General features: G+C 73.2%; 25 protein-coding genes. 16 read left to right on the plus strand and 9 right to left on the minus strand.

The annotated features are described in order from the left end of the window. Positions 1 to 22: 22 nt before the first annotated feature. Positions 23 to 667: a DUF4232 domain-containing protein gene (locus AB0B76_RS27270; RefSeq protein WP_360380654.1), complete on the minus strand. Its 645-nt coding sequence runs from the start codon at positions 665 to 667 to the stop codon at positions 23 to 25. 46 nt (positions 668 to 713) lie between these two features. Here AB0B76_RS27270 and AB0B76_RS27275 point away from each other — a divergent pair, with 46 nt between their 5' ends. Beyond that, entirely contained in the window at positions 714 to 1,055 is a 342-nt protein-coding gene (locus AB0B76_RS27275) for a DUF488 family protein (RefSeq protein WP_360380656.1), read from the plus strand. Here AB0B76_RS27275 and AB0B76_RS27280 read toward each other — a convergent pair. The 4 genes from AB0B76_RS27280 to AB0B76_RS27295 form a co-directional block, all read right to left on the minus strand. After that, a complete protein-coding gene (locus AB0B76_RS27280) occupies positions 1,052 to 2,098 on the minus strand; it encodes a DUF5937 family protein (protein WP_360380659.1) in 1,047 nt (348 codons plus the stop codon). The two genes, AB0B76_RS27275 and AB0B76_RS27280, sit on opposite strands and share 4 nt — an antisense overlap. A 78-nt stretch (positions 2,099 to 2,176) precedes the next feature. Then, complete coding sequence (locus AB0B76_RS27285) at positions 2,177 to 3,589, minus strand: RICIN domain-containing protein (protein WP_360380662.1); 1,413 nt, start codon at positions 3,587 to 3,589, stop codon at positions 2,177 to 2,179. A 10-nt stretch (positions 3,590 to 3,599) separates the two neighbouring features. Next, a complete protein-coding gene (locus AB0B76_RS27290; RefSeq protein ID WP_360380665.1) occupies positions 3,600 to 4,457 on the minus strand; it encodes a family 43 glycosylhydrolase in 858 nt (285 codons plus the stop codon). 83 nt (positions 4,458 to 4,540) lie between these two features. Further along, positions 4,541 to 6,244, minus strand: a complete 1,704-nt coding sequence (locus AB0B76_RS27295) for an IlvD/Edd family dehydratase (protein WP_360380668.1) — start codon at positions 6,242 to 6,244, stop codon at positions 4,541 to 4,543. A 21-nt stretch (positions 6,245 to 6,265) separates the two neighbouring features. Here AB0B76_RS27295 and AB0B76_RS27300 point away from each other — a divergent pair, with 21 nt between their 5' ends. From AB0B76_RS27300 to AB0B76_RS27310, 3 genes are all read left to right on the plus strand, one after another. Further along, the gene (locus tag AB0B76_RS27300; RefSeq protein WP_360380671.1) at positions 6,266 to 7,150 is read left to right on the plus strand and encodes an SMP-30/gluconolactonase/LRE family protein; all 885 of its coding nucleotides are present in this window, start codon (positions 6,266 to 6,268) and stop codon (positions 7,148 to 7,150) included. Further along, positions 7,132 to 8,142, plus strand: coding sequence for an alcohol dehydrogenase catalytic domain-containing protein (locus AB0B76_RS27305; protein ID WP_360380674.1), 1,011 nt, complete (start codon positions 7,132 to 7,134; stop codon positions 8,140 to 8,142). The genes AB0B76_RS27300 and AB0B76_RS27305 overlap by 19 nt, the downstream gene beginning before the upstream one ends. A gap of 151 nt (positions 8,143 to 8,293) precedes the next feature. Next, a complete protein-coding gene (locus AB0B76_RS27310; protein WP_360380676.1) occupies positions 8,294 to 8,518 on the plus strand; it encodes a hypothetical protein in 225 nt (74 codons plus the stop codon). A 2-nt stretch (positions 8,519 to 8,520) separates the two neighbouring features. On the opposite strand, the gene AB0B76_RS27315 is transcribed toward AB0B76_RS27310, so the two are convergent. From AB0B76_RS27315 to AB0B76_RS27325, 3 genes are read right to left on the minus strand one after another with little or no spacing between them, the layout of a single operon-like run. Continuing rightward, positions 8,521 to 9,135, minus strand: a complete 615-nt coding sequence (locus AB0B76_RS27315) for an SGNH/GDSL hydrolase family protein (RefSeq protein WP_360380679.1) — start codon at positions 9,133 to 9,135, stop codon at positions 8,521 to 8,523. Continuing rightward, a complete protein-coding gene (gene hisD, locus AB0B76_RS27320; protein ID WP_360380682.1) occupies positions 9,132 to 10,424 on the minus strand; it encodes a histidinol dehydrogenase in 1,293 nt (430 codons plus the stop codon). The genes AB0B76_RS27315 and hisD overlap by 4 nt, the downstream gene beginning before the upstream one ends. 11 nt (positions 10,425 to 10,435) lie before the next feature. Further along, positions 10,436 to 11,680, minus strand: coding sequence for an aspartate aminotransferase family protein (locus tag AB0B76_RS27325; protein ID WP_360380685.1), 1,245 nt, complete (start codon positions 11,678 to 11,680; stop codon positions 10,436 to 10,438). A gap of 224 nt (positions 11,681 to 11,904) precedes the next feature. Here AB0B76_RS27325 and AB0B76_RS27330 point away from each other — a divergent pair, with 224 nt between their 5' ends. The 9 genes from AB0B76_RS27330 (at position 11,905) to AB0B76_RS27370 (ending at position 21,192) form a co-directional block, all read left to right on the plus strand. Beyond that, positions 11,905 to 12,906, plus strand: a complete 1,002-nt coding sequence (locus AB0B76_RS27330) for a Gfo/Idh/MocA family oxidoreductase (protein WP_360380687.1) — start codon at positions 11,905 to 11,907, stop codon at positions 12,904 to 12,906. Then, positions 12,903 to 13,787, plus strand: coding sequence for a Gfo/Idh/MocA family oxidoreductase (locus AB0B76_RS27335; protein WP_360380690.1), 885 nt, complete (start codon positions 12,903 to 12,905; stop codon positions 13,785 to 13,787). The genes AB0B76_RS27330 and AB0B76_RS27335 overlap by 4 nt, the downstream gene beginning before the upstream one ends. Then, positions 13,762 to 14,613 (plus strand): fumarylacetoacetate hydrolase family protein, encoded by an 852-nt coding sequence (locus AB0B76_RS27340; RefSeq protein ID WP_360380692.1) that lies wholly within the window; start codon positions 13,762 to 13,764, stop codon positions 14,611 to 14,613. Before AB0B76_RS27335 ends, AB0B76_RS27340 begins: the two co-directional genes overlap by 26 nt. A gap of 51 nt (positions 14,614 to 14,664) precedes the next feature. After that, a complete protein-coding gene (locus tag AB0B76_RS27345) occupies positions 14,665 to 16,260 on the plus strand; it encodes an ABC transporter substrate-binding protein (protein ID WP_360380694.1) in 1,596 nt (531 codons plus the stop codon). A 74-nt stretch (positions 16,261 to 16,334) separates the two neighbouring features. Then, positions 16,335 to 17,294: an ABC transporter permease gene (locus tag AB0B76_RS27350; RefSeq protein ID WP_360380697.1), complete on the plus strand. Its 960-nt coding sequence runs from the start codon at positions 16,335 to 16,337 to the stop codon at positions 17,292 to 17,294. Further along, positions 17,291 to 18,181: an oligopeptide ABC transporter permease gene (opp4C, locus tag AB0B76_RS27355; protein ID WP_360380700.1), complete on the plus strand. Its 891-nt coding sequence runs from the start codon at positions 17,291 to 17,293 to the stop codon at positions 18,179 to 18,181. Before AB0B76_RS27350 ends, opp4C begins: the two co-directional genes overlap by 4 nt. Then, complete coding sequence (locus tag AB0B76_RS27360; protein WP_360380702.1) at positions 18,178 to 19,155, plus strand: ABC transporter ATP-binding protein; 978 nt, start codon at positions 18,178 to 18,180, stop codon at positions 19,153 to 19,155. The genes opp4C and AB0B76_RS27360 overlap by 4 nt, the downstream gene beginning before the upstream one ends. A gap of 164 nt (positions 19,156 to 19,319) precedes the next feature. After that, a complete protein-coding gene (locus tag AB0B76_RS27365; protein ID WP_360380705.1) occupies positions 19,320 to 20,303 on the plus strand; it encodes an oligopeptide/dipeptide ABC transporter ATP-binding protein in 984 nt (327 codons plus the stop codon). A gap of 22 nt (positions 20,304 to 20,325) precedes the next feature. Continuing rightward, entirely contained in the window at positions 20,326 to 21,192 is an 867-nt protein-coding gene (locus tag AB0B76_RS27370; protein WP_360380707.1) for an IclR family transcriptional regulator, read from the plus strand. Between the two features lie 8 nt (positions 21,193 to 21,200). On the opposite strand, the gene AB0B76_RS27375 is transcribed toward AB0B76_RS27370, so the two are convergent. Then, positions 21,201 to 21,581, minus strand: coding sequence for a RidA family protein (locus tag AB0B76_RS27375; RefSeq protein WP_360380709.1), 381 nt, complete (start codon positions 21,579 to 21,581; stop codon positions 21,201 to 21,203). 6 nt (positions 21,582 to 21,587) lie between these two features. Here AB0B76_RS27375 and AB0B76_RS27380 point away from each other — a divergent pair, with 6 nt between their 5' ends. The 3 genes from AB0B76_RS27380 to AB0B76_RS27390 are packed head-to-tail and all read left to right on the plus strand — an operon-like array spanning position 21,588 to position 25,068. Continuing rightward, entirely contained in the window at positions 21,588 to 23,162 is a 1,575-nt protein-coding gene (locus AB0B76_RS27380; protein WP_360380712.1) for a D-aminoacylase, read from the plus strand. Then, on the plus strand, positions 23,159 to 23,995 hold the full coding sequence (locus AB0B76_RS27385; RefSeq protein ID WP_360380715.1) for an amidohydrolase family protein: 837 nt from the start codon (positions 23,159 to 23,161) through the stop codon (positions 23,993 to 23,995). Before AB0B76_RS27380 ends, AB0B76_RS27385 begins: the two co-directional genes overlap by 4 nt. Next, entirely contained in the window at positions 23,992 to 25,068 is a 1,077-nt protein-coding gene (locus tag AB0B76_RS27390; protein WP_360380718.1) for an alanine racemase, read from the plus strand. Before AB0B76_RS27385 ends, AB0B76_RS27390 begins: the two co-directional genes overlap by 4 nt. The last annotated feature ends 1 nt before the right edge of the window (position 25,069 follow it).

Consider the following 25,069-nt stretch of genomic DNA (forward strand, 5'->3'; position numbering starts at 1 on the left):
CCGCATGGTACGGGGGCTGCCCCTACTCAGACAGGCCCGAGATCATCGGGCCGATCTGGGCGAGCCCGACGCCGTCCGCCGAGCAGACGGTCATCGGGACCGGCACGAAGTCCGCGGCGGTCTCGTCCGGCAGGTACACGCGGAAGCCGGCGGCCTGGACGGGCTTGCAGTCGGCGTCGCCGAAGTTGCCGGTCTGCGGCATGCTGACCTGCGCGTGGGCGGGCTGGTGGGCGTCCAGGCCGAAGTGCTCCGGCTTGGCGCTCGGGTCCCGCCCGGCGGGCCGGTTGACCTGCTGCCCGTTCGCGCCCGTGACCCAGGAGACGCCCGGGTACCCGTACAGGGTGCAGCGGTGGCTCGTCATGTTCACGAACTTGAGCCACGAGTACTGCGAGCCGGCCGCCCCGCCGCCGGGCGCCGGAGCCACCTCGATCTGCAGGTCGCCATGGTGGCAGCGGGTGGAGTCGCCACCGGTGCCGCCGCCCCCGCTGCCCGACGGCGCCGGCACGGCGCTGGACGCGGGCGCCGCGCCCGAGGGCTCCGCGCTCGCCGGCAGCGCCGAGCTCCCCGGCGCGGCCGCGTCGCCGCCGTCCGAGGTGCAGCCGGCCGCGGCCGCCAGCACCAGCGCGAGCGGCGCGAGCGCGGATACAACCTTCGTTCGCATCATCATCTCTTACCCCCGTGCCGCCGGTCGCAATCAGAGCCACAGTAGAGGGGTGGTGCGAGTCAGGCGCGCGTACGAGGAGCCGGCCCCGGACGACGGCCGCCGGGTGCTCGTCGACCGGCTGTGGCCGCGCGGCCTCGCCAAGGCGGACGCGGCCGTCGACGAGTGGCTGAAGGCGGTCGCCCCGTCGGCCGAGTTACGCAAGTGGTACGCCCACGAGCCCGAGCGCTTCGCCGAGTTCGCGCGGCGCTACCGGGCCGAGCTGCACGGGGCCGAGGCGCTGGGCCACCTGCGCGACCTCGCCGGCGCCGGCCCGCTCACCCTGCTGACTGCCACCCGCGACCTGGAGCACGCCCACACGGCCGTGCTCGCCCCGCTCCTGGACGGATCCTAATGCTGCAGCGCCGTGGCGACGTCGTGGCCGAGGCGCTGCACGGCGGCCAGGTCGAGGGCGTAGTGCACGTGCCGGCCGTGCCGCTGCACCCGCACCAGCTCCAGGTCGCGCAGCACCCGCAGGTGCCGTGACACCTGCGGCCGGGTCATCCCGAGCCGGTCGGCGAGGTCCGCGGTCGTCATCGCCTGCCGGGCGATGAGCCGGCACAGCCGCACCCGGCGGGCGTCGGTGAGCGCGAGCAGCCGGCGGCGCGCGAGGGTGACGCCGAGGTCCGCGGCCTCGACCGGGAAGTGCACCACCGGCGGCGCGCCCGGCTCGTTCTTGGCCAGCAGGTGCGGCGCGCCGTACACCGTCGGCACCAGGATGACCGGGGACCGCGCCGGGCTGATCACCGCGTGGTGCACCTTGTCGAACACCACCCGGTCCGTCCCGTTCGCGCCGGCCACGATCCGCGCGGTCGACGGGCTCAGCGCCGTGAGCGCGGCCGCCGGGCCGGCGTCGGCGAGGCGCTGCCGCAGCCGGTGTGCGGCCCGGCTCAGCACCGGCTCGACCCCGGCCCACAGCTCGGCGAAGAACACCCGGTGGCACAGGGCGGCGAACCCGGCGATGTCGCGGCGCAGCCCCGCCGGGTCGCGCAGCAGGTTCTCGGCCAGCCGCAGGTGCGGGTCGGGCAGGCGCTCGGCGGTCTGGCGCAGCAGCGCGGCCTGGGCCGGGTCGTGCAGGACGCGGCCGAAGTCGAAGCCGCTGTACCCGCTGGCGCACGCGAACGCCGTCAGCTCCGCGAACCGGTCCAGCCCGAAGTCGCCCAGCCCCGGGTAGAACCCCCGCCAGCGCAGCGCCGTCCACAGTGGAGCGAATCGGTCCAGCCCGGCCAGCAGCGGCGCCGGGGCGCCGCGCAGCACGTCCGCGGCCCAGTCGGCGCGCTCCGCGTGGTGGGTCGGCCCGGTGAGCACGTGCAGGGCCGCGGCCAGCTCGGCCGGCGGGGAGACGGCGACGGTGAACCGCTCCGCGCCGACCCCTCCCAGCACGATCACGACCGGCATGCACCGAATTCTGCCCCCGGGATGCGGCCGGGCGCGAGACCGGGGCCGCGGGTCGCCGCGGCCCCGGTGACGGTCGGGTCAGGCCACTGCGCGGCGGGTCCACTGCTGGTTGGTGCCCCCGTTGCACGTCCACTGCAGGCCGGCCGCCCCGTCAGCGGTGGAGCCGTCGGCGACGTCGAGGCACTTGCCGCTGTGCCGCGCGACGAGGCGGACGTAGCCGGAGCCGGCGCTCTGCACCTGCCACTGCTGGTTGGTGCCGCCGCCGCACGTCCACTGCAGGACGGTCGCCCCGTCGGCGGTCGAGGTGCCGTTGACGTCGAGGCACTTGCCGCTGTGCCGTGCGACCAGCCGCACGTAGCCGTTGCCCAGATCCTGCACCGTGAAGCGCTGGTTCAGCCCGGTGCCGCAGGTGTACTGCAGCGTGCGCGCGCTGTCCGCCGTGGAGCCCGAGCTCACGTCGAGGCACTTGCCGCTGTGCCGCGCCACGAGCTGCTCCGCCGGCCCGGCCGTTCCCGACACCGTGCCGGCGGCCGTGTCGATGCTCAGCTGCGGCGCCCACGACAGGCTCAGGCTCGTGTTTGACGGGAACGACAACGGCAGCCAGACGTACTGCGAGTCGGTGACGGGCCCGCCCCAGGCGCCCGCCCACCGGTCGCCCATGTACAGGTACGAGCCGCCCAGCTGCAGCACGTAGGCCGTCTGCGAGCCGAACGCGGTGTTGTCGCCGACGTTCGACAGCCCGCTCCACGTGCCGGTGACGCTGGTCGCGGTGCCGTACTTCTGCTGGTTCGGGCCCCAGCCGGTGGCCGCCGAGGTCAGCAGGAAGTACACCCCGTTGCGCTTGAACATGGCGGGCGCCTCGCGCGAGGAGCCCGGCCACAGGCGCTGGACCCGGGCGCTCACGCCGAGGTAGTCGCTCGTGAGGCGGTACACGTGCAGGTCGGCGTTCTCGTTGGCGGCCGAGATCATGTAGGCGGTACCGTCGTCGTCGCGGAACAGCGTGATGTCCCGTGACATGTAGTCGAGCGGGCGGAAGCTGCCGCGGTACGTGTAACTTCCATCGACCGTGGACGACGTGGCGACCGCGGCGCGGGCCTCGCCGTAGTCGGTGCCGTTCTCCTTGTGCATCCACATGACGAACTGCCCGGTGGAGCTGTTGTAGATCACCTTGGGCCGCTCGATCTTCGCCGAGCCCAGCTCGGAGGCGGAGGACTGGGTGAGCGCGTGGTTGCGGAACTCCCACGTGCGCAGGTCGGTGGAGCGGTACACGTCGACGTACCGGAACGTGTCGTTGGCGTTGCGGTTCTCGCCGAACCAGTAGTAGTACGAGCCGACCTGGATGACCCCGCCCCCGTGCGCGTGCAGGAGATTGCCCGCGGTGTCGCGCAGCTGCACTCCACTGGGGACGGTGACGGCGGCCGCGTGGGCCGGGGCGGCGGTGGTGAGGAGGGCGACGACGACGGCCAGCATCGTCAGCAGTCTTCGCGACATGGCGGTGTCCCTACTTGGCGGTCGCGGTTCCGTGGCGGCACCCGGCGCACGTGACCGCGCTCAGCCCCGTCCAGGTGTTGAGGTCCGAGCTCGTCGCGGTCCAGATGCCGCCGTTGGTGTATTTATCAACGTAGATGCGGTAGCGGCCGTCGTCGAGCCGCACCAGCGACGGGCCCTCGTAGCCGGACGCCCACAGGGTGCCCCGGTTGACCCAGCCCTCGGTGAGGTTCGCGGTCGTCGTCCAGTGCTCGATGTACTTCGTCGTCTCGTTCTTGGTGAACGCGTGCCACGTCGAGCCGGACTTCACCACGAACGTGTCGATGTGGTTCGTGCCCAGGCCCCACATCTGCGCCGGGCCGCTCCAGGACGTCAGCGCCGTGTTCTGCGCGGTGTACACGTAGGGCCGGAAGCAGTTCGAGCACGTGCTCGCCGCGACGCTCACGATCAGCTTCACCGACGAGCCCTCGACATAGAATTCCGGGGCCCAGGTGTACTTCGTGCTCGCGATCCCCGACGCGACGCTCGCGATGTTCGTCCACGTGGTCAGGTTCGTGCTGGACGCAATGTTGAAGTACGTGCTGCTCGTGGTCCACGACTGGACCGTGTACGCGATGTAGTAGCGGCCGTTGTACTTCAGGATGCTGGGATCGCGCAGGACGCCGGTCGGGCCGCGGAAGTTCGTGTCGGCGAGCACGCTGTAGCTCGTGCCGCCGTTCGTGGACTGGTAGAGCCACAGCTCCTCGTCGGCGGCTGCGTCGCCCTTGAACGTGGCGTAGACCAGCGCGGTGGCCGCACTGGCGGGGGCGGCCCCGACGAGCGCGCCGGCGAGCACGGCCAGCGCGACCAACACGGATCTCAATGCCTTCATGGCCCTATGGCAGCGGCTCTCCCGCGATGCGCACCAGCAAGCGAACAGAACCGTTCAGGCTCGAACACGTCCGTTAGTGCTCGCTAATGCGACTCGCGCGCCACCCGGTCACCGCTGGCGCCGATGAGGAAGTCGAGGTCGGCGCCGGTGTCGGCCTGGCGGACGGTGTCGACGTAGAGCCGCTCCCAGCCCCGCCGCGGGCTCGCCAGGGCGGCGAGGAACTCCGGCGACGGCTCCCGGGCGTCCAGGTCGGCCTCGCAGTGCAGGGTGCGCGCCTCGACGTCCAGGGTGATCAGGTCGCCGGTGCGGACCCGCGCGAGGGGGCCGCCGGCGGCCGCCTCGGGGGCGACGTGCAGCACGACCGTGCCGTACGCCGTGCCGCTCATCCGCCCGTCGCAGATGCGCACCATGTCCCGGACCCCCTGCGCGAGGAGCTTGGCCGGGATCGGGGTGTTGGAGACCTCGGGCATGCCCGGGTACCCCCGCGGCCCGCACCCGCGCAGCACGATGACGGAGTCGGCGGTGATGTCGAGCCCGGGGTCGTCGAGGCGGGCGTGCAGGTCTTCGACCGAGTCGAAGACGACCGCCGGGCCGCGGTGGCGCAGCAGGTGCGGCGACGCCGCGGCCGGCTTGATGACGGCCCCGTCCGGCGCCAGGTTGCCCCGCAGCACGGCGATCCCGGCGTGCGGCTGCAGCGGCTCCGCCCGCGGCCGGATCACCTCGGTGTCCCAGATCGGCTGCGTCACGGCCTCGACGAGCGGCCGTCCCGTGACGGTCAGCGCCGACGGGTCGAGCAGATCGGCGACCTCGGTGAGCACGGCGTGCAGCCCGCCGGCCCGGTGGAGGTCCTCCATCAGGAAACGGCCCGCCGGCTGCAGATCCACCAGCAGCGGTACCGCCGCGCCGACCCGGTCGAAGTCGTCCAGGGTGAGCTCGACGCCCGCGCGGCCGGCGATGGCGAGCAGGTGCACGACGGCGTTTGTCGACCCGCCCAGCGCGGCGAGGGCCACGATCGCGTTCTCGAAGGACGCTTTGGTCAGGATGCCGCTCGGCCGGCGGTCCTGGTCCACGAGGTCGACCGCGAGGACCCCGGTGGCGTGCGCGGCGGCGAGCAGGCGGCTGTCGGCGGCCGGGATGCCGGCGATGCCGGGCCGCGTCATGCCGAGGACCTCGGCGAGCAGGCCCATCGTGGAGGCGGTACCCATCGTGTTGCAGTGCCCCCGGCTGCGGATCATCGACGCCTCGGAGTCCAGGAACGCGCGCTCGGACAGCGTGCCCGCCCGCACCTCCTCCGACAGCTTCCACACGTCGGTCCCGCAGCCCAGCGGCACCCCGCGGAACGTGCCGGTGAGCATCGGCCCGCCCGGCACCACCACCGCCGGCAGGTCGACCGAGCACGCGGCCATGAGCAGCGCCGGGATCGTCTTGTCGCAGCCGCCGAGCAGCACCACGCCGTCGATCGGGTTGGCCCGCAGCATCTCCTCGGTCGCCATCGCGGCCATGTTCCGCCACAGCATCGCCGTCGGGCGCACCTGCGTCTCGCCGAGCGACACGACGGGCAGGTCGAGCGGGATGCCGCCGGCCTCGTACACCCCGTTGGCCACGCTGCGGGCGACCTCGTCGAGGTGCGCGTTGCACGGGGTCAGGTCGCTCGCGGTGTTGGCGATCGCGATGTGCGGGCGGCCCTCGAACGCGTCGCCGGGCAGGCCGCGACGCATCCAGGCGCGGTGGATGTAGCTGTTGCGGTCGTCTCCGGCGTACCACTGCGCACTGCGTCGTCCGGCCATGGGCTGAGGCTACTATCGGGCATGGCGTTTTCCGCCCGTCCGGCCTCGGCATCTTCCTACGCCCTGGGCGAGGGCCCCGTCTGGGACGAGGCCCGATCCCGGCTGCTCTGGGTCGACATCCTGGCCAACACCGTGCACGAGGGCTCGCTCGCCGCGGGCCTGGTCACGCCGGCGCGCTCGTGGGCCTTCGCCGACACCGTCGGCGCCGTGGCCGTGGCCGCCGACGGATCGCTGCTCGTCGCCGAGCGGCACACGCTGACCGCCGTCGCGCTCGACGGCACCCGCTCGACGGTCGCGCGCGTCCTGCCCGCCGACCGCGAGAGCCGCCTCAACGACGGCGCCGTGGACCCTGCGGGCCGGTTCCTGGTCGGCAGCCTGGCCCAGGACGACCGCCGCGGCGAGGAGGTCCTGGTCCGCCTCGACGACGCGGGCGTGACGGTGCTCGACGCCGACCTCGACCTGTCCAACGGCCTGGCCTGGAGCCCGTCGGGCGAGCTGTTCTACAGCATCGACACGCTGCCCGGGGTCGTGCACGTGCGCGAGTACGACGTGGCGACCGGCGCCGTGGGGGAGCGCCGCGACCTGCTGACCATCGCCGACGGCCACCCCGACGGCATGTGCGTGGACGCGGACGGCAACCTGTGGATCGCCGTCTGGGGCGGCGCCCGGGTCGAGTGCCGCTCGCCGTCCGGCGCCCTGCTGGACGTGGTCCCCGTCCCGGCCCCGAACACGTCGTGCGTGGCCTTCGCCGGCGACGTCCTGGTCATCACCACCGCGGCCCGGGGCGTGCCGCGGGAGCAGCGGGCCGCCCACCCCGACTCGGGCCGCCTGTTCACGGCCGCCGTGGGCGCGCGGGGCCTGCCGACGACGTACTGGACGCCAACGGCGTGCGCGCCCTCGTCCTGACCGGCCCGTCCCGGGCCGCGGTGCAGGAGGTCCCCGACCCGGTGCCCGGCCCCGGCGAGGTGCTGGTCGAGGTGGAGCGCGCCGGGATCTGCGGCACGGATGTGGAGCTGTTCACCGGCGGCCTGAGCTACCTGCAGACCGGCGTCACGGCGTACCCGGTCCGCCCCGGCCACGAGTGGTGCGGCACGGTGACCGCGGCCGGCCCCGGCATCGACCCGTCCTGGCTGGGCCGCCGCGTCACCGGCGACACGATGATCGGCTGCGGCCGGTGCCCGCGCTGCCGGGCGGGCCGCCACCACGTGTGCGCCGCCCGCGACGAGGTCGGCATCCGCGGCGCGATCGCCGGAGCCCTGGCCGAGCGCCTGGTCGTCCCGGCGCGCACCCTGCACGCCCTCCCGCCGTCGCTCGACGCCGAGCTGGGCGCCCTGGTGGAGCCGGGCGGCAACGCGCTGCGGGCCGTGCTCGCCGCGAACGTGTCCGCGGGCGAACGCCTGCTGATCCTGGGCACGGGCACCATCGGCCTGCTGGCGGCGCTGTTCGCGCGCTCGCGGGGCGCCGAGGTCCACCTGCTGGGCCGCGACCCGGAGCAGCTGGCCCTGGCCCGCTCCCTCGGCTTCCCCGGCGGCCTCCGCGCGGAGCTGCCGCCGCTGCCGTGGGACGCCGTGGTCGACGCCACGAACGACCCCGCGGCCCCGGCGCTGGCCCTGGACCTGGTCGAGCCGGGGCGGCGGATCGTGTACATCGGGCTGTCGGGCGTGCCGAGCACCGTCGACACCCGGGAGATCGCGCTCAAGGACGTGACCGCGGTGGGCATCCTGGGCGCCTCGGCGGGCCTGCCGGGCGCGATCGCCGCCTACGCCGACGGCTCGGTCGACCCGCACCCACTGGTCGGCGCGACGATCGGCCTTGAGGAGGTCGCGGCGGCCCTGGCCGGCCGGCGCCCACCGGCGGCCGGCCCGGGCCCGAAGCTCCTGGTCGACCCGGGCCGCTGACCGGGTCGGCCGGAACGCACCGGCCGGACGGTCCGGTCCGGCTGGCGATCGGACGCAGGCGACCGCCGCGTGTCGGTGCGCCGGGCGGAACACCTCGGCCGTTCGGTGAATACGGCCGTTCGGCGACCCCGAGGGCGAGCAGGTGCGCTCGATGCTCAAGGAGGCGCTCGGCTACTCGCTCGCCGCCGACCGCAGCTTCGTGTCGTGGGGGCGGGCGCGGCAGTCCAGCGGGTGCGGCGGCGGTGGGCAGGCCGACTACGACGACGCGCAGCGGCAGACCCTGAACAGCAGCGCGGCCAAGACCCGGTTCGTGGACGTGTGGAACCCCGTCGCGAGCCGCTACGGGCTGCGCACGCGATCATCGAACGACATCTGACCTCAGTCCGACTCGATGACGTCGAGGAAGGCCAGGGCCAGGGCCGTGTGGCCCTCCAGGCCGGGGTGGACGCGGTCCGGGGCCCACGCCGACGGGGCCCGGTGCTCCAGCAGCCGGTCGAACATGGCCTGGGTGTCCACCAGCAGCGCGCCGAAGTCGGCGGCCACCCGGCGGGCCACGTCCGCGTACAAGTCGCTCCGGGCCCGCTGCGCGTCGGTGCGATCGGGCTCGATGAAGTACGGGGTGCCGACGATGATGGGGCAGTCCACCTCGGTCAGCAGGGCCCGCAGGGTCGACTCGTACTCGTCGATCGGCACGGCCTCGTCGGGGCGGTCGCCGAACGCGCGCCAGACGTCGTTGATGCCGATCATGATCGAGAGCCAGTCCGGGCGCTCGGCCACGGCGTCGCGGTCCCAGCGGGCTCGCAGGTGGCGCACCGTGTCGCCCGAGACGCCGCGGTTCAGCCAGGTCAGGTCCGTGGCCGGGTGGCGGGCGGTGACCAGGGCGCGGAGCAGGTTCACGTAGCCGTCGCCGTACGGGGCCAGCGGGCCGGTCCGGCCGCAGTCGGTGATGCTGTCGCCGATGAAGAGGACCCGCTGGCCGTCTTTGAAGATCATGCGTTGTATTGTCCCGCAGCCCACGGCAGCGGGTCGCCCGCGTACTTGGCCGCCCGCACGTCGCCCGAGCGGGCGTGGCCCTCGAAGAGCTCGACCCGCGCGGCGCGGCCGCAGAGGCGGCCGAGCTCGACGCTCGACTCCCGGGAGGTGACCTCCTGGTACGTGACGGTCTTGAGGTACTTGCCGACCCACAGGCCGCCGGTGTACCGCGCCGCGCCGCGCGTCGGCAGGGTGTGGTTGGTGCCGATGACCTTGTCGCCGTAGGACACGCACGTGGCCTCGCCGAGGAAGAGGGCGCCGTAGTCGTGCATGAGGGCCAGGGCGCGGCGCGGCTCCGCGGTGAGGACCTGCACGTGCTCGGCCGCGAAGCCGTTGGCCACCGCGAAGGCCTCGTCGGTCGTGCCGGTCACGATGATCTGGCCGTGGTCGCGCCAGGCGGGGCCGGCGTAGTCGTTTGTCGGCAGGTCCGGCAGGAGCGCCTCGACGTGGGCGAGGGCCGCGCGGGCGACCCGCTCCGAGGAGCAGACCAGGATCGCGGGGGAGTCGGGGCCGTGCTCGGCCTGGCTGAGCAGGTCGACGGCGACGATGAACGGGTCGGCGGTGTCGTCGGCGACGATGAGGATCTCGGTCGGGCCGGCGAACAGGTCGATGCCGACGCGGCCGAAGAGCCGGCGCTTGGCCTCGGCCACGTAGGCGTTGCCCGGGCCGGCCAGCAGGTCGACCTTGGCGATGGACGGGGTGCCCAGGGCCAGGGCGGCGACCGCCTGCACGCCGCCGAGCAGATAGATCTCGTCGGCGCCGGCCAGGTGCATCGCGGCGACCGTCGCCGCCGGGACCTCGCCGCGGATCGGCGGGGTGCACGCGGCCACCCGGGGCACGCCCGCCACCTTGGCCGTCACGACCGTCATGTGCGCGGAGGCGACGAGCGGGTAGCGGCCGCCGGGGACGTACGCGCCCGCCGCGGACACGGGGATGGAGCGCTGCCCGAGGTACACCCCGGGCAGGGTCTCGACCTCGAAGTCGTGCAGCGACTCGAGCTGGCGCCGGGCGAAGTCGCCGACGTTGCGCTGGACGGTGCGGATGTCGTCGATCACCTGCCGGTCCACGCCGGCCACGATGCGCTCGATCTGCTCGGGGTCGAGCCGGAAGCTCGGCGGCGACCAGTTGTCGAACTTCTCGGAGTACTCGCGGACGGCCTCGTCGCCGCGCGCCTCCACGTCGGCGATCACCGTGGCGACGACCTCGGCGACGTCGGGCCCTTTCCCGGCGGACCCGGCGGGGGTCTTCACGAAGAGCGGCATCATCCCTCCAGGAGCGGCCGCAGCGAGGCGAGCACCTCGCGGGCCGCCTCCAGGGTCAGGTCGATCTCCGCGGCGGTGTGGGAACCGCTCACGTGGTTGCGCTTGAGGGCCATCGGCAGCATGAGGAAGCCGCGCTCGGTCATGCCGCGGTGGAACGCGATGTACGCGGCGTCGTTGTTGCGCATGAGGTCGCGGTAGCCGAGCACGGGCGCCTTGGCGAAGTACGCCGCGAACACCCCGCCGAAGCCCGCCACCGTGGCCTCGATGCCGAGCTCGGTGACGATGGCGGTGAGGCCGTCGCGCATCCGGGCGCCCAGCTCGTGGGTGCGGGTGTAGAAGTCCGGGTGCTCGCTCAGGTAGCCGATGGTGGCCAGGGCCGCGGCGCAGGCGGCCGGGTTGCCGTTGAAGGTGCCGGCCATGAGCACGTCGCCGGTGCGGCCGTTGAAGTGCTCCATGAGGTCCCGGCGGCCGGCGACGCCGCCGATCGGGAAGCCGTTGGCCATGCCCTTGCCGAACGTGGTCAGGTCCGGCGTGACCCCGACGACCTGCTGGTAGCCCCCGAGCGCGTGCCGGAAGCCGGTGATGACCTCGTCGAAGATGAGCAGGGCGCCGCGGTCGCGGGTCAGCGTGCGCAGCCCCTCGACGAACTCCTGCGTGGGCAGCAGCGCGCCGACGTTGTGCGGGATCGGCTCGAGGATTATCGCGGCGATGCGGCCGGGGTGGGCGTCGAAGAGCGCGGCGACGGAGTCGAGGTCGTTGAACTCGGCGATGAGGGTGGCGTCGATGGCCTGGGCCAGGATGCCGCGGGAGAGCGGGTCGCGGCCGTAGGCCTTGTCCGGCGCCGAGATGACGTTGCGGGCGACGGAGTCGGTCCAGCCGTGGAAGCCGCCCTGGAACTTGATGATGAGGTCGCGGTCGGTGACCGCGCGGGCCAGCCGGATCGACTGGGCGGTGGCCTCCGAGCCGCTCATGGTGGCGATCATCGACTCGGCGGACGGGATGATGTCCACGATCCGCTCCGCGAGCTCGACCTCGCCCTCGGTGACGCCGAGGCCGACGAGGTCGATGCCGCCGAGCGCGGCCCGGACGGCGTCGTTGACGACCGGATGGTTGTGGCCTAGGAGGATCGCGCCGAAGGCGGCGTGGTAGTCGAGGTAGCGGCGGCCGTCGGCGTCGGTGACGTAGGCGCCTTCGGCGGCGGCGAAGGCGTACGGCTCACCGATGTAACGCGTCGATGAGTTCACGCCGCCGGGGATGACTCGGTCGGCCCGCTCCGCGATTGCCTGACCGCGCGGGGCCTCCCGCCGTTGTGCAGAGGGCATGCCGGGGACGCTAGAGCACGTCGCGACAACATGGCAAGACGTTCCATGTTTGGAAAGTGGACCTTGACAGTCTTCCGGCGCGACATGAAACTACGTTCCAAACGTCGTGAAAAACGTCGTCGGACATCGCAGTGGAGGAGGGCCGGGTGGCAACGGACGAGATCGGCATCCTGCTGGTCGGCGCCGGGTTCATCGCCGACGCTCACAGTGCCGCCGTGGCCGTCACGCCGGGGGCGCGCATCGCCGGGATCGTCGACGTCGACCCGGGCCGCGCCGCCGCGTTCGCGCGCTCGCAGGGCGGCATCCCGCACGAGAGCGACCTGGCCGCCGCGCTGGCCTGGCCGGACGTCGACGCGGCGATCGTGTGCACGCCCAACTTCACGCACGCCGCGATCGGCGCCGCGGTCGCCGGCGCCGGCAAACATCTGCTCATCGAGAAGCCCCTGACCATCACGGTGGCCGACGCGCGGGCCCTGCAGGCCGCGTTTTCCGGAAAAGGCCTGGTCCTGGCGGCGGCGCACACGCACCGCGCCTACGACTACGGCCGCGCGGTCAAGGCGGCCGTGGCCGGGATCGGCGAGCCGTTCCTGGTCCGGCTGGCCATCCTCGGCGGCTGGATCTGGCCCGACTGGAGCGCCTGGGTCGCCGACCCGGCCAAGTCCGGCGGGCACGCCCTGCACAACGGCGTGCACCTGCTCGACCTGGCCACCTGGTGGCTCGACGCCCGGCCGGTCGCCGTGAGCGCCCGGGGCCACAAGCAGACCGCCGCGGAGCTGGGCATCTACGACTACCTGGAGATGGTGGTGGACTACGCGAACGGGGCCACCGCGGTGTGCGAGATGAGCCGGGCGCACCGGCCGGGCTCGTTCAACCAGCGGGAGCTGTTCGTCGCGGGCTCGGGGGGCGCCGTCCGGCAGGACTGGGACGGCGAGGCCGCGGTGCTCTACGCCGAGAACGGCCCGGCCCTCGTGCCCGCGGCCGGCGGCAACGGCTTCGCGCTGCAGCTGCGGGCCTGGCTGGACAGCATCGGGGGCGCGCCGCCGCTGATGCCCGTGGACGACGCGGTGCTCGCGGTCGCCATGGGCGTCGCCGCGGAGCGCTCGATCCAGACCGGCGAGCGCGTGACGCTGGACGAGGTGCTCGCATGATCCGCGTGCGGCTGCTCGGCGAGGCCGGGATAGGAACCCAGAACCACCAGCGCGACATGTACCGCCCCGCCTTCGAACGGCACCCCGCGTTCACGATCGTCGACGACGAGGACGCGGAGGTCGTGTCGGTGGCGTTGCCGTTGCCGGAGCGGGCCGGGGCCATCGAGCGCGAGATCCGGGCCGGTCGCCACGTGCTGGCCGACAAGCCCCTGGCCGCCACCGCCGCCGAGTGCGAGCGGCTGGCGGAGCTGGCCGACGAGCACGGCGTCGTGATCGTCCCGGCGCATCATCAGCGGCTCGGCGGCGCCCTGCGCTCGGCCAAGGCCGCGGTCCGGGCCGGGCGGGTCGGGCTGCCGTGGAACGTCCAGTGTGACTTCATCGTGGCCGGCGGCGACCCGGCGCCGGGCGGGGAGCTGCTCAACCTCGGGCTGTACCCGATCGACGCCGTCTGTGACCTGCTCGGCCTGGCGGTCGAGAAGGTCCGCGCGACCGGCGGCCCGCTCACCACCCTCCAGCTCGACCACGAGCGCGGAGTGACAAGCACGATCGTCGTCGGCCGCGGGCCGGCTGTGCACGGGGTCGCACCCGCGGGCCTGCTGCTGCACCGGTACCGCATCAGCGGCTCCCACGGCGTGCTCGTCGTGGACGCCCTGCGCCCGGCGCTGCAGGTGCACACCGCCGACTCGGCCGGCCCCGCGTGGATCGGCCCCGGCACCGTCGACACGCTGCTCGACGTGCTCGCCGCCGGCGTGCGCACGGGCCGCGCCGAGCTCGGCCCCCGCGACGCGGTCCGCGCGCAGCGGGTGGTCGAGGCCGCCCAGCAGTCCATCACCGAGGGTCGGGGAGTGAAGCTCGATGCGGTTCGTCAGCTATCTGCGTGACGGGAAGGTCCGCCACGGCCGCCTGGAGGACGACGAGACGATCGCCGAGCTCGGCGACGGCGACCTGCAGGCGCTGGTCGAACGCGGACTCCCGAACCACGACGGTCCACAAAGGACCGTCCCGCTCGGCGCCGTGGAGCTCCGGGCCCCCTTGCAGCGGCCCGGGAAGCTCCTCGCCGCCGCGGCCAACTACCAGGACCACGTGACCGAGACCGGCGGCGACCCGCTCGACAAGACGCGCCTCTCGCCGCGGCTGTTCCTCAAGCCCCCCACGTCGATCGTCGGGCCCGGCGCGGTCATCCCGCTGCCCGAGGTGAGCCACGAGATCGACTGGGAGGCCGAGCTCGCCGTCGTCATCGGCCGGCCGGCCCGCAACGTCGCGGCGGACGACGCGCTGGAGTACGTCGCCGGCTACATGGCCTCCAACGACGTGTCCGCGCGCAGCATGGACTACGGCTTCGAGCGCGACACCGACGACAAGGCCGTCTGGTTCTTCGACTGGCTCGCCGGCAAGTGGTGCGACGGCTTCGCGCCGCTCGGCCCCTGGCTGCTCAGCGCCGACGAGGCCGGCGACCCCCAGGCGATCCCGGTGCGCCTCGACGTCAACGGCGTCACCAAGCAGCACGGCTCGACCAAGGACATGATCTTCACGGTGGCCGAGCTGATCGCCCACGCGTCGCGGCTGATGACCCTGGAACCCGGTGACGTGATCCTCACCGGCACCCCCTCCGGCGTCGGGGCCGCGACCGGCGAATACCTCAGGGCCGGCGACGAGATGACCGTCGACCTCGGCCCGCTGGGAACCCTCCGCAACACGGTGGCCTGAGGCCGCGCCCAACCCTCGCAAGTGCCAACCCCCCGATACAAAGAGGTGCCCATGAAACGGGTGTTCCTTGCCGGTGCCGCCGCGGTGGCCTTACTCTCCGCCGCCGCCTGCACCGGCCCGAAATCGGACACGGCGTCCACGCCGGGCAAGTCGTCGCTGAACGTGTACCTCTACCAGGAGCCCGCCGGCGTCTTCAGCCCGCTGGCCCCGCTCAACGGCGCCGACTCGCAGGTCATGTCCTTCGTCAACGAGGGCCTGCTCGCCGTCGACCCCGACTACAAGCTCCAGCCGCGCCTCGCCGAGAGCTACGACGTCTCGCCGGACGCGACGACCTTCACGTTCCACCTGCGCAAGGGTCTCAAGTGGAGCGACGGGCAGCCGTTCACCTCCAAGGACGTCCTCTTCACGTACACCCTGCTGGCCAACCCGAAGACCACGAGCGCCACCGCGGGCAGCTACGCCGCGGTCGCCGGCGTCGCCGACTTCACCTCCGGCAAGGCCCCGACGATCACCGGCTTCTCGGCGCCGGACGACAACACGTTCGTCATCAAGGCCGCCCAGCCCAACTTCGGCCTGCTCGCGGTCATCGGCTACCCGTGGATCCTGCCCGAGCACGTCCTCGGCAAGGACGCCCCGGACGCCGTGGCCAAGGACGAGTTCTTCCGCAAGCCGACGGTCGGCATGGGCCCGTACACGTTCGTGGAGTACAAGACGAACCAGTACGTCCACGTCACGGCGAACCCGAACTACCGCAACCCGGCGAAGATCAAGGACGTCTACCTCAAGCCGATGACGTCCGACGTCGCCACCGCCCAGCTGGGCAACGGCGGCATCGACATCGCCTCCTACTCGCCGACCGACGCGGCCACCGTGGCCGGCTTCGGCGGCGTCGCCACCCAGGAGAAGCCCGGCGCCGGGTTCGTGCGCATCGCGCTCAACCAGTCCAAGCCGTACTTCGCCGACGCCCGCGTCCGCCAGGCCTTCCTCTACGCGGTGGACCGCCAGCAGATCGTCAAGACGGTCCTCATGGGCAAGGCCGAGGTGCGGCTGTCCGACTTCGCCAAGGCCAACGAGCCCTCCGGCCTCAACGACTACGCCAAGAACGTCGCGAAGGCCAAGCAGCTGCTCGCCGAGGCCGGCTGGGACGCCAACCGCACCGTGAACCTGCAGTGGGTGCACGGCCAGCGCGACCGCGACGCCACCGCGACGATCGTGCAGAGCGAGCTCGCCGCGGTCGGCGTGAAGGTGAACCTGGTGAACATCCAGGCGGCCCAGATCGCCGGCACCTACAAGGACAAGTCGTACGACATGACGCTGTACGGCGGCGGCAACTACGCGGTGGACTCCTCGGCGATAAACGTGATCACCGCGTGCGCGCAGCAGTACCCGGCCGGCGGCAACATCAACTTCTTCTGCGACAACAAGCTCGACCAGCTGATGACGCAGGCCAACCAGACCGTCGACACGGCGCAGCGCAAGGCCCTCTACGACCAGGCGGCGACCGAGGCGAACGCCCAGGTCGACCTCATGTGGCTGTACAACCCCTATGGTCTGTGGGGCGTGAGCAAGAAGGTCCAGGGCTTCCGGGCCCCCGGCTCGCAGGACGCGAACTTCTGGGACCCGGCGAGCTGGAGCATCTCCGGCTGACGGACACGGCCGGGCGGGTCGGGCGCCACCCCACCCGCCCGGCCGCCTCACAGTGAAAGGAGTGTGAGCGTAATTTGGGGGCATACCTCGCCCGCCGCCTGCTGGTGAACGTGCTGGTCTTCTTCCTGATCACCGTCGCGATCTTCGGCCTGGTGCACAAGTCACCCGGCGACCCGATCGCCATGCAGGTCCCGGCGGACCAGCTCAACTCCGGCAGCGCCGAGTTCATCGCGCAGAAGCGCCACGAGCTCGGCCTCGACCAGTCGGTCTTCGTGCAGTACTGGCACTGGCTGGTCAACGCCCTGCAGGGCGACCTGGGCTACTCGCTGCTCAACGGGCGCGCCGTCACCGACGTGCTCGGCGAGCGCATCGGCCCGACCGTCGAGCTGATGGGCGTCGCGCTCGTCATCTCGCTGCTGGTCGCCATCCCGCTCGGCATCGCCGCCGCCCGGCGGCGCAACTCGATCGTCGACTACTCCGCGACCGTGGTGAGCCTCGGCTCGGTGTCGATCCCGGTGTTCTTCGTCGCGCTGATCGCCATCTACTTCTTCACGCTGAAGCTGCAGTGGCTGCCGTCGTCGGGCATCTCCGACCCGACCGCGCCGAGCCTGCTGGACTCGATCCGCCACCTCGTGCTGCCGGCGCTCATCCTGGGCTTCGGCAATTCGGGGCCCTTCATGCGGTACGTCCGCAGCTCCATGATCACCGAGCTGCAGGCCGACTACGTGCGCACCGCGGAGGCCAAGGGCGCGCCCCCGCGGCGGGTGGTCCTGCGCCACGCCTTCCGCAACTCGCTCATCCCGCTGCTGACCGTGATCGCCTCCAGCGTGCCGCAGCTGCTGGCCGGCGCGGTCGTCATCGAGCAGGTCTTCGCCTGGCCGGGCATGGGCCAGCTCGCGGTGAGCTCGGTCAACCAGCACGACTACTCGGTCATCATCGGCTTCGCGCTGCTGATCGCGATCCTGGTGCTGCTGTCCAACCTGCTCGCCGATGTCCTGTACACGCTCGTCGACCCCCGGGTGAGGCTGCGATGACGATCCAGGTGGCGGACCAGGCCGCCGACATCGGTGGCGGCGACGCGATCCCGCGCCGGGGCGCGTTCCGGCGCTTCCGCCGGCACCCGATCGCCCTCGCGAGCCTCGTCTTCCTGTTCCTCGTCGTGCTCGCGGCCGTCTTCGCCCGGCCGCTGTCCGGCCACGACCCCAACCAGATCGACCTGCTCGCCGCGCGGGCCGCGCCGTCGGGCGGGCACTGGCTCGGCACCGACTCGACCGGCCGCGACGTGTTCAGCCGGCTGCTCTTCGCCGGGCGGGTCTCCCTCGGCGTCGGCATCTCCTCGGCCGCCCTCGCCGTGGTCATCGGCACGGTCCTGGGCGGCATCGCCGGGCTGCTCGGCGGCTGGGTCGACGGGCTCATCATGCGCATCGCCGACGTGTTCATGTCGTTCCCGTCGCTTGTCGTCATCGTGGTCATCGCCGGCGTCCTCGGCCCGAGCGTGGTCACCATGGTCATCGCGATCGGGCTGTTCCAGTGGCCGGTCTGCGGCCGGATCGTGCGCGGCGTGACGCTGTCGCTGCGCGAGCAGGAGTTCGTGCTCGCCTCCCGGGCCACCGGCGCCGGCCCGGTGTGGCTGCTGCGCCGGCACATCATCCCGGCCGCGCTGCCCCCGGTCAGCGTGGCCGCGACCCTCGCCGTGGCCCAGGCGATCGCGCTCGAGGCGACGCTGTCCTTCCTCGGCCTCGGCGTGCAGCCGCCCGCGGCGAGCTGGGGCAACATGCTCACCGACGCGCAGAGCCTCACCGTCATCCGCAGCGAGCCGTGGCTGTGGCTCTCCCCGGGCGTCGCGGTCGCGCTGACCGTGCTCGCCGTGAACTTCATCGGCGACGGCCTGCGCGACGCCGTGGATCCGAGGCAGTCATGACGGCCCTGTTGCGGATCCGGAACCTCAGCGTCGACTTCCACACCGACGACGCCGTCGTGCACGCCGTGGACGGCGTCGACCTCGAGGTGCACGAGGGCGAGATCGTCGCCGTCGTCGGCGAGTCCGGCTCCGGCAAGACCGTCACCGCGATGTCGGTGCTGCGCCTGCTGCGCGAGCCGCCGGCGCGGGTGAGCGCGGACACGCTCGCGTTCCGCGGCCAGGACCTGCGCGGGCTGTCGGCGCGGGCGCTGCGGGCGATCCGCGGCGGCCCGGTCGGCATGATCTTCCAGGACCCGATGACCGCGCTCAACCCGGTGCTGAGCATCGGCGAGCAGATCGCCGAGACCGTGCTGCTGCACCAGGACCGGCGGGACCGCAAGGCGGCCCGGGCCCGCGCGGTGGAGCTGCTCGCGCTCGTCGGCGTCCCCGACGCGGCCCATCGCGCGAAGCAGTACCCGCACGAGTTCTCCGGCGGCATGCGCCAGCGCGCGATGATCGCGATGGCCATCGCCAACGACCCGGACCTCATCATCGCCGACGAGCCGACCACCGCCCTGGACGTCACCATCCAGGCCCAGGTGCTCCAGCTGCTGCAGAAGGCCCAGCGGGAGACCGGCGCCGCGACCATCCTCATCACCCACGACCTCGGCATCGTGGCCGAGCTCGCGGACCGGGTGGTCGTCATGTACGCCGGGCGGGTCGTCGAGACCGCCGACGTGCTCTCCCTGTTCGAGAAGCCGCGCCACCCGTACACCCTCGGCCTGCTGGCGAGCCTCCCGCGCATGGACGCCGAGTCGGACCGCCTCGACCCGATCCCGGGCAACCCGCCGAACATGGCCGCGCCGCCCGGCGGCTGCCCGTTCCACCCGCGCTGCCCGCTGGCCCAGGACGTGTGCCGGACCGACCGGCCGCCGCTGCTGCAGATCAGCGCGGGCCGCCGCAGCGCCTGCCACTTCCACGAGGAGCTCGCATGACCGGTCCGGAGCGGAGCGGAGGGGCCGGTCATCATGGGCTCAGCTCGGAGGTCGTGCGGCCGGAGCGAAGCGGAGGGCGTGCGGCCGGTCCGGAGCGGAGTGGAGGGGCCGGTCATCATGGGCTCAGCTCGGAGGTCGTGCGGCCGGAGCGAAGCGGAGGGCGCATGACTCTCTTGAAGGTCGAGGGGCTCGCGAAACACTTCCCGATCCGGCGCGGGGTGCTGCGCCGGCAGGTCGGCGCGGTGCGGGCGGTGGACGGGGTCGACCTGGAGCTGGCCGCGGGGGAGACGCTGTCGCTGGTCGGCGAGTCCGGCTGCGGCAAGTCGACCACCGGCCGGCTGCTGGTGCGCCTGCTGGAGCCGACCGCGGGCCGGATCCTGTTCGAGGGGGCCGACCTGGCCCGGCTGCCCCAGTCGCAGCTGCGGGCCAGGCGGCGCGACATCCAGATCATGTTCCAGGACCCGTACGCCTCGCTGTCGCCCCGCATGACCGTGCACGAGATCGTGGCCGAGCCGCTGCGGGTGCAGGGCCGCTACGGCGACGGCGGCGCCGACCGGGTCGCCGAGCTGCTCCGCCTCGTCGGGCTGCGCCCCGAGCACGCCCGCCGCTACGCCCACGAGTTCTCCGGCGGCCAGCGCCAGCGCGTCGGCCTGGCCCGGGCCCTGGCGCTCAACCCGAAGCTGCTCGTGCTCGACGAGCCGGTCAGCGCGCTGGACGTCTCGGTGCAGGCGCAGGTGATCAACCAGCTGCGGGACCTGCAGGACCGGCTGGGGCTCGCGTACCTGTTCATCTCCCACAACCTCTCCGTCGTCAAGCACATCTCGCACCGGGTCGCGGTGATGTACCTCGGCGGCATCGTGGAGACGGGCACCCGGGCGGACATCTTCACCCGCCCCACCCACCCGTACACGCAGGCGCTGCTGTCCGCGATCCCGGTGCCCACGCCGGTGGGGCGGGACGAGCGGGAGCGCATCACGCTCACCGGTGACGTACCGAGCCCGGCCGACCCGCCGTCGGGTTGCCGATTTCGCACACGATGCTGGAAGGCCCAGGATGTCTGTGCACAGGAGGCACCCACCCTGATCGATCGGATCGGGGCGGGCCACCCGAGCGCCTGCCACTTCCCTGAACTGCCCACTACCGCGTAGAGCCCGTTCCGAGGAGGCCGTCATGGCCCGCACCATCCGCACCGCCCGCCCGGTGCCCGTCGACGACAGCAAGCCGGCGTCGGCGAACTACCACGCCAACGCCCTGGCCCGGGGCCTCGCGCTGCTGGAGATGCTCGCCGCCGAGTCCGAGCCGCTGACCGTCAACGACCTCAGCGAGAGCACCGCGCTGCCGAAGAGCACCCTCGTGCGGCTGCTGGCGGTGCTGGCGGAGATGGAGTACGTGGTCCGGGTCGACGAGCGGCCCTCGTACCGCCTCGGGCACAAGGTGCAGCGGCTGGCCAGCGCGTACGTCTCCTCGCTCGACCTGACCGTGGTGGCCGAGGCCTACCTGCGCCCGGTGGCGCTCGGCACCGGCCAGACCGCCAACCTCGGCGTGCTCGACGGCGACCAGGTGCTGCACATCTGCGTCGCCGAGCCGGACCGCCCGCTGCGGTTCACCACCGCGCTCGGCGCCCGCGACCACACGTACTGCACCGGCCTGGGCAAGATGCTGCTGTCGGAGCTGCCGGAGCCGGACCTCGCCGCGCTGCTGCCCGCCGCCGAGCCGTTCCCGGCCTTCGCCGAGAACACCGTCACCACCCACGCCGACCTGCGCCGCGACCTCAAGCGCACCGCCAAGCGCGGCTACGCCCTCGACGACAACGAGCGCAGCGCCGGCCTGCGGTGCGTCGCGGTCGGCGTGCGCATCGGCGGCGAGTTGCTCGCCGCGGTCAGTGTCTCCGGGCCGGCGGGGGAGTTCACGGCGCCGAAGCAGCAGGAGTACGTGGCCGCGCTGGACGAGGTCGCCAAGGCGATGTCCGACGACCCCGACTTCACCGCGGCCCTGCGCATCGTGCACCGTTCGCTGCGCCCCGCCGGGAAGCGCTGATGCCCGCGTTACTCGCCGACGTACGCGATGCACTCCACCTCGACGCGCACGTCGCCGCGGCCGAACGCCACGACGACCGTGGTGCGGGCGGGCGGGGCGGCGCCGAAGCGGCGGGCGTAGACCTCGTTGAACGGCGCGAACAGCGTCGCGTTGGACAGGAACGCGCCGACCTTGACGATCTGGTCGGCCCGGGCCCCGGCCGCGGCGAGCACCGCCTCGACGTTGTCCAGGGTCTGGTTCACCTCGGCCTCGAAGTCGCCGAGGTAGATGGAGCCGTCGGCGGTCGTGGCAACCTGGCCGGAGACGAAGACGAAGCCGCCCGCCTTCGTGGCGTGTGACAGCGGAACCGTGACGGGGGCGAAGGAGCCGGGATGGAAGCGTTCGATCATGCGGACATGGAATCACATTCCACGTTGCTGCTCCAGGGTGGGACGGTGCTCGACGGCACCGGTTCGCCCGGGATCGCCGCCGACGTCCTGATCCGCGACGGCGCGGTCGTGGCCGTCGAGGCGGTCATCGAGACCGGCGCGCCGGTGTTCGACGCCACCGGGCGGATCGTCTGCCCGGGCTTCGTGGACCTGCACACCCACTCGGACCTGACGCTGCTGTCCGGGCCCGAGGCGCGCAGCAAGGTACACCAGGGCGTCACGACCGAGGTTGTCGGCAACTGCGGGCTCGGGGTCGCCCCGCTGCCGCCCGGCGCCGACATCGAGGGCATCCGGGCGGCGGTGAGCTACCTCGACCTCGACCCGGCGATCGCCTGGGACTGGCGGGACCTGCCGGGGTACCTCGCCGCCGTGGCGGCCGCCCGCCCGTCGGTGAACGTGGCCGCGCTCGTCGGGCACGTGCCGCTGCACGCCGCCGTCTGCGGTTTCGAGGACCGGCCGGCCGGGCCGGCCGAGCTCGACCGCATGTGCGGGCTGCTCGCCGACGCGCTCGGCGCGGGCGCCCTGGGGCTGTCGACCGGCCTGGTGTACCCGCCGCTGACCTACGCCCGCGAGGAGGAGCTCGTCGCCCTCGCCCGGGTCGTCGCCGCGGCCGGCGCGGTCTTCACCTGGCACGTGCGCAGCTACGACGACGGGCTGCTGGACTCCGTCGCGCAGGCGGTGCGGGTCGCCCGGACCACCGGCGCCCGCACCCAGATCTCGCACCTGGCCGCCGTCGGCCGCCGCAACTGGGGCGCGGTCCGCGGCGCCCTCGACCTCGTCGACGCGGCCAACGCCGACGGGTGCGAGATCGGCGTCGACATCTACCCGTACGTCCACGGCAACGCGCCCCTGTCCCAGCTGCTGCCCGCCTGGGCGCTCGAGGGCGGGGCCGCGGCCTGGGCGCCCCGGCTGCGCGACCCGGGGGTGCGCGCCCGGATCCGGGCCGCCTGGGTCGACCGGCCCACCGGCTGGGACGAGCTGACCGTCAGCTGGACCAGCCGCGGCGACGCGGACCCGGCCCTCGGGCGCACCCTGGCCGACCTCGGCGGCGCCGACGCCGCCCTCGACCTGCTCGCCGAGCTCGGCGCGGGCGCCATGATGACGGCCGGCGGGCGCAGCGAGGACGACCTGCGCACGGTCCTGGCCCACCCCGCGGCGGTGGTCGCGTCCGACGGGCTGGCCCTGGACCCGGGCGGCATCACCGGTGCCGGGGTCCCGCACCCGCGCAGCTACGGATGTTTTCCGCGGTACCTCAGCCGCTACGCCGAGAATCTCCCCGACGCGGTGCGCCGCTGCACCTCCGAGCCGGCCCGCCGCATCGGCCTGCCCCACCTCGGCGTGCTGCGCCCCGGCGCCCCCGCCGACGTCGTCGTCTTCGACCCGCGCACCATCGCCGACACCGCCACCTTCACCGCGCCGCACCAGCTGGCCACCGGCATCGACCTGGTGCTCGTCGGCGGCGTGCCGACCGTCGAGCGCGGCACGCACACCGGCCGGCGGGCGGGGCGGGTCCTGCACCGCACGAGAGGAACCACCGGATGATCGACGTCCACACCCACTGCCACCTGTCCGAGCACTGGGGCTGCGAGTGGCACCGCAACTGGCAGCCCGTCTACGGCCACGAGTACGCCGACCGCACCCCGGAGCAGTACGACGAGGCGATGGCCGCGGCCGGCGTCGACCTCGCGTTCGTCTTCGGCATGCGCGCCACCCGCGCCGGCGTGCTCACCCCGAACGAGTTCGTCGAGGACTTCTGCGCCCGGACGAGTACGAACACACTCGGCTTCATGGCGCTGGACCTGTCCGACCCGGACGTCATGGACCAGCTCGCCGACGGCATCGCGCGCGGGCTGCGCGGCGTGAAGCTGTACCCGGTGCTGGCCCACTTCGACGCCCGCGACGAGGCCCACGACCCGTTCTTCCGCGCCGCCACCGAGGCCGGGCTCATCGTGCTGTGGCACATGGGCACCACGCCCAGCCCCGAGGGGCGCCTGGAGCTGTCGAACCCGCTGCTCGTGGACGACGTCGCCCGCCGGCACCCCGATCTCAAGCAGATCATCGCGCACCTCGGCCACCCGTGGCAGCGCGAGACGATCGTGGTGCTGCGCAAGAACCGCAACGTGTTCGGCGACGTCTCGGCCTCGTGGGCGCGCCCGCTGGACGGGTTCATGGCGCTCGTGCGGGCGCAGGAGTGGGGCGTGGTACCGAAGCTGCTCTTCGGCTCCGACTATCCGATGTGGACGCCGGCCGAGGCCAAGGACGGCCTGCACGGCCTCGCCCGGATGCGGCCGGGCGGCCTGCCGGCCATCGAGCCGGCGACCGTCGAGTGGCTCATCGACGGCGACCCGCGCGAGGCCCTGGGGCTGGCCCGATGACGCTGATCCCGGAGCTGCCGACGCCGTCGCTGCTCGTCGACCTCGACCGCCTGGAGCGCAACATCGCCCGGATGGCGGGCACGTTCGCCGCGGCCGGGGTCGGGCTGCGCCCGCACGCGAAGACGTCCAAATGCCTGGAGGTGGTACGCCGCCAGCTCGGCGCGGGCGCGCTCGGCATGACCTGCTCGACCCCGGCCGAGGTGGCGTGGCTGCAGGCCGCGGGCCTTCGCGATCTGCTGTGGGCGCACGCCCCGGTCGGCCCGCCCAAGGTCGCCTTCGTCATCGACGCGGTCCGCACGGGCGGCCTGACCGTGGCGCTGGACTCGCTCGAGGCCGCCGCGCCGCTGTCGGCCGCCGCGCACGCGGCCGGCGTGACGGTCCCGTTCGTGCTGGAGGTGAACACCGGCCACGCCCGGCTCGGCGTCGACCCGGAGCACGTCCCGGCGACCGCGGCCGCGCTGGCCGCGCTGCCCGGCCTGCGGCTGCGCGGGCTGCTCACCCACGAGGGCCACCTGGCCACGATGCCCGACCGCCCGTCCCTGGAGGCCGCCGGGCGCAGCGCGGGCGCCCTGCTGGCCCGGCTGGCCGACGGCCTGCGCGCCGGCGGCCACGACATCGACGTGGTCTCGGTCGGCTCCACGCCGGGCGCCACGTCGGCCCCGTTCGCGGCGGGCGTCACCGAGGGCCGGCCCGGCACCTACGTGTACTACGACGCCAACCAGATCCGCCTCGGCTCCTGCACCATCGACGACTGTGCGCTGTCGGTCCTGGCCCGGGTCGTGTCGGTCCAGCGCGCGGGCCGCCCGATCATCGACGCGGGCATCAAGGCGATGAGCTCGGACACCATCGCGGCCGCGGGCTCGGTGGGGCGGCTCCTGGACTCCGACGTCCGGTTCGTGGACGCCAACGAGGAGCACGGCTTCCTCCTCGACCCGGCCGCCTCCCTCGCCGTCGGCGACCTGGTGCGGATCGTCCCGAACCACGCCTGCGGCACCACGAACATGTGGAGCCACCTGTACGCCGTCCGCGGCGACGAGGTGGTCGAGCGCTGGGAGATCTCCGCGCGCTATTGAC

The sequence above is a fragment of the Dactylosporangium sp. NPDC049140 genome (assembly GCF_040648435.1).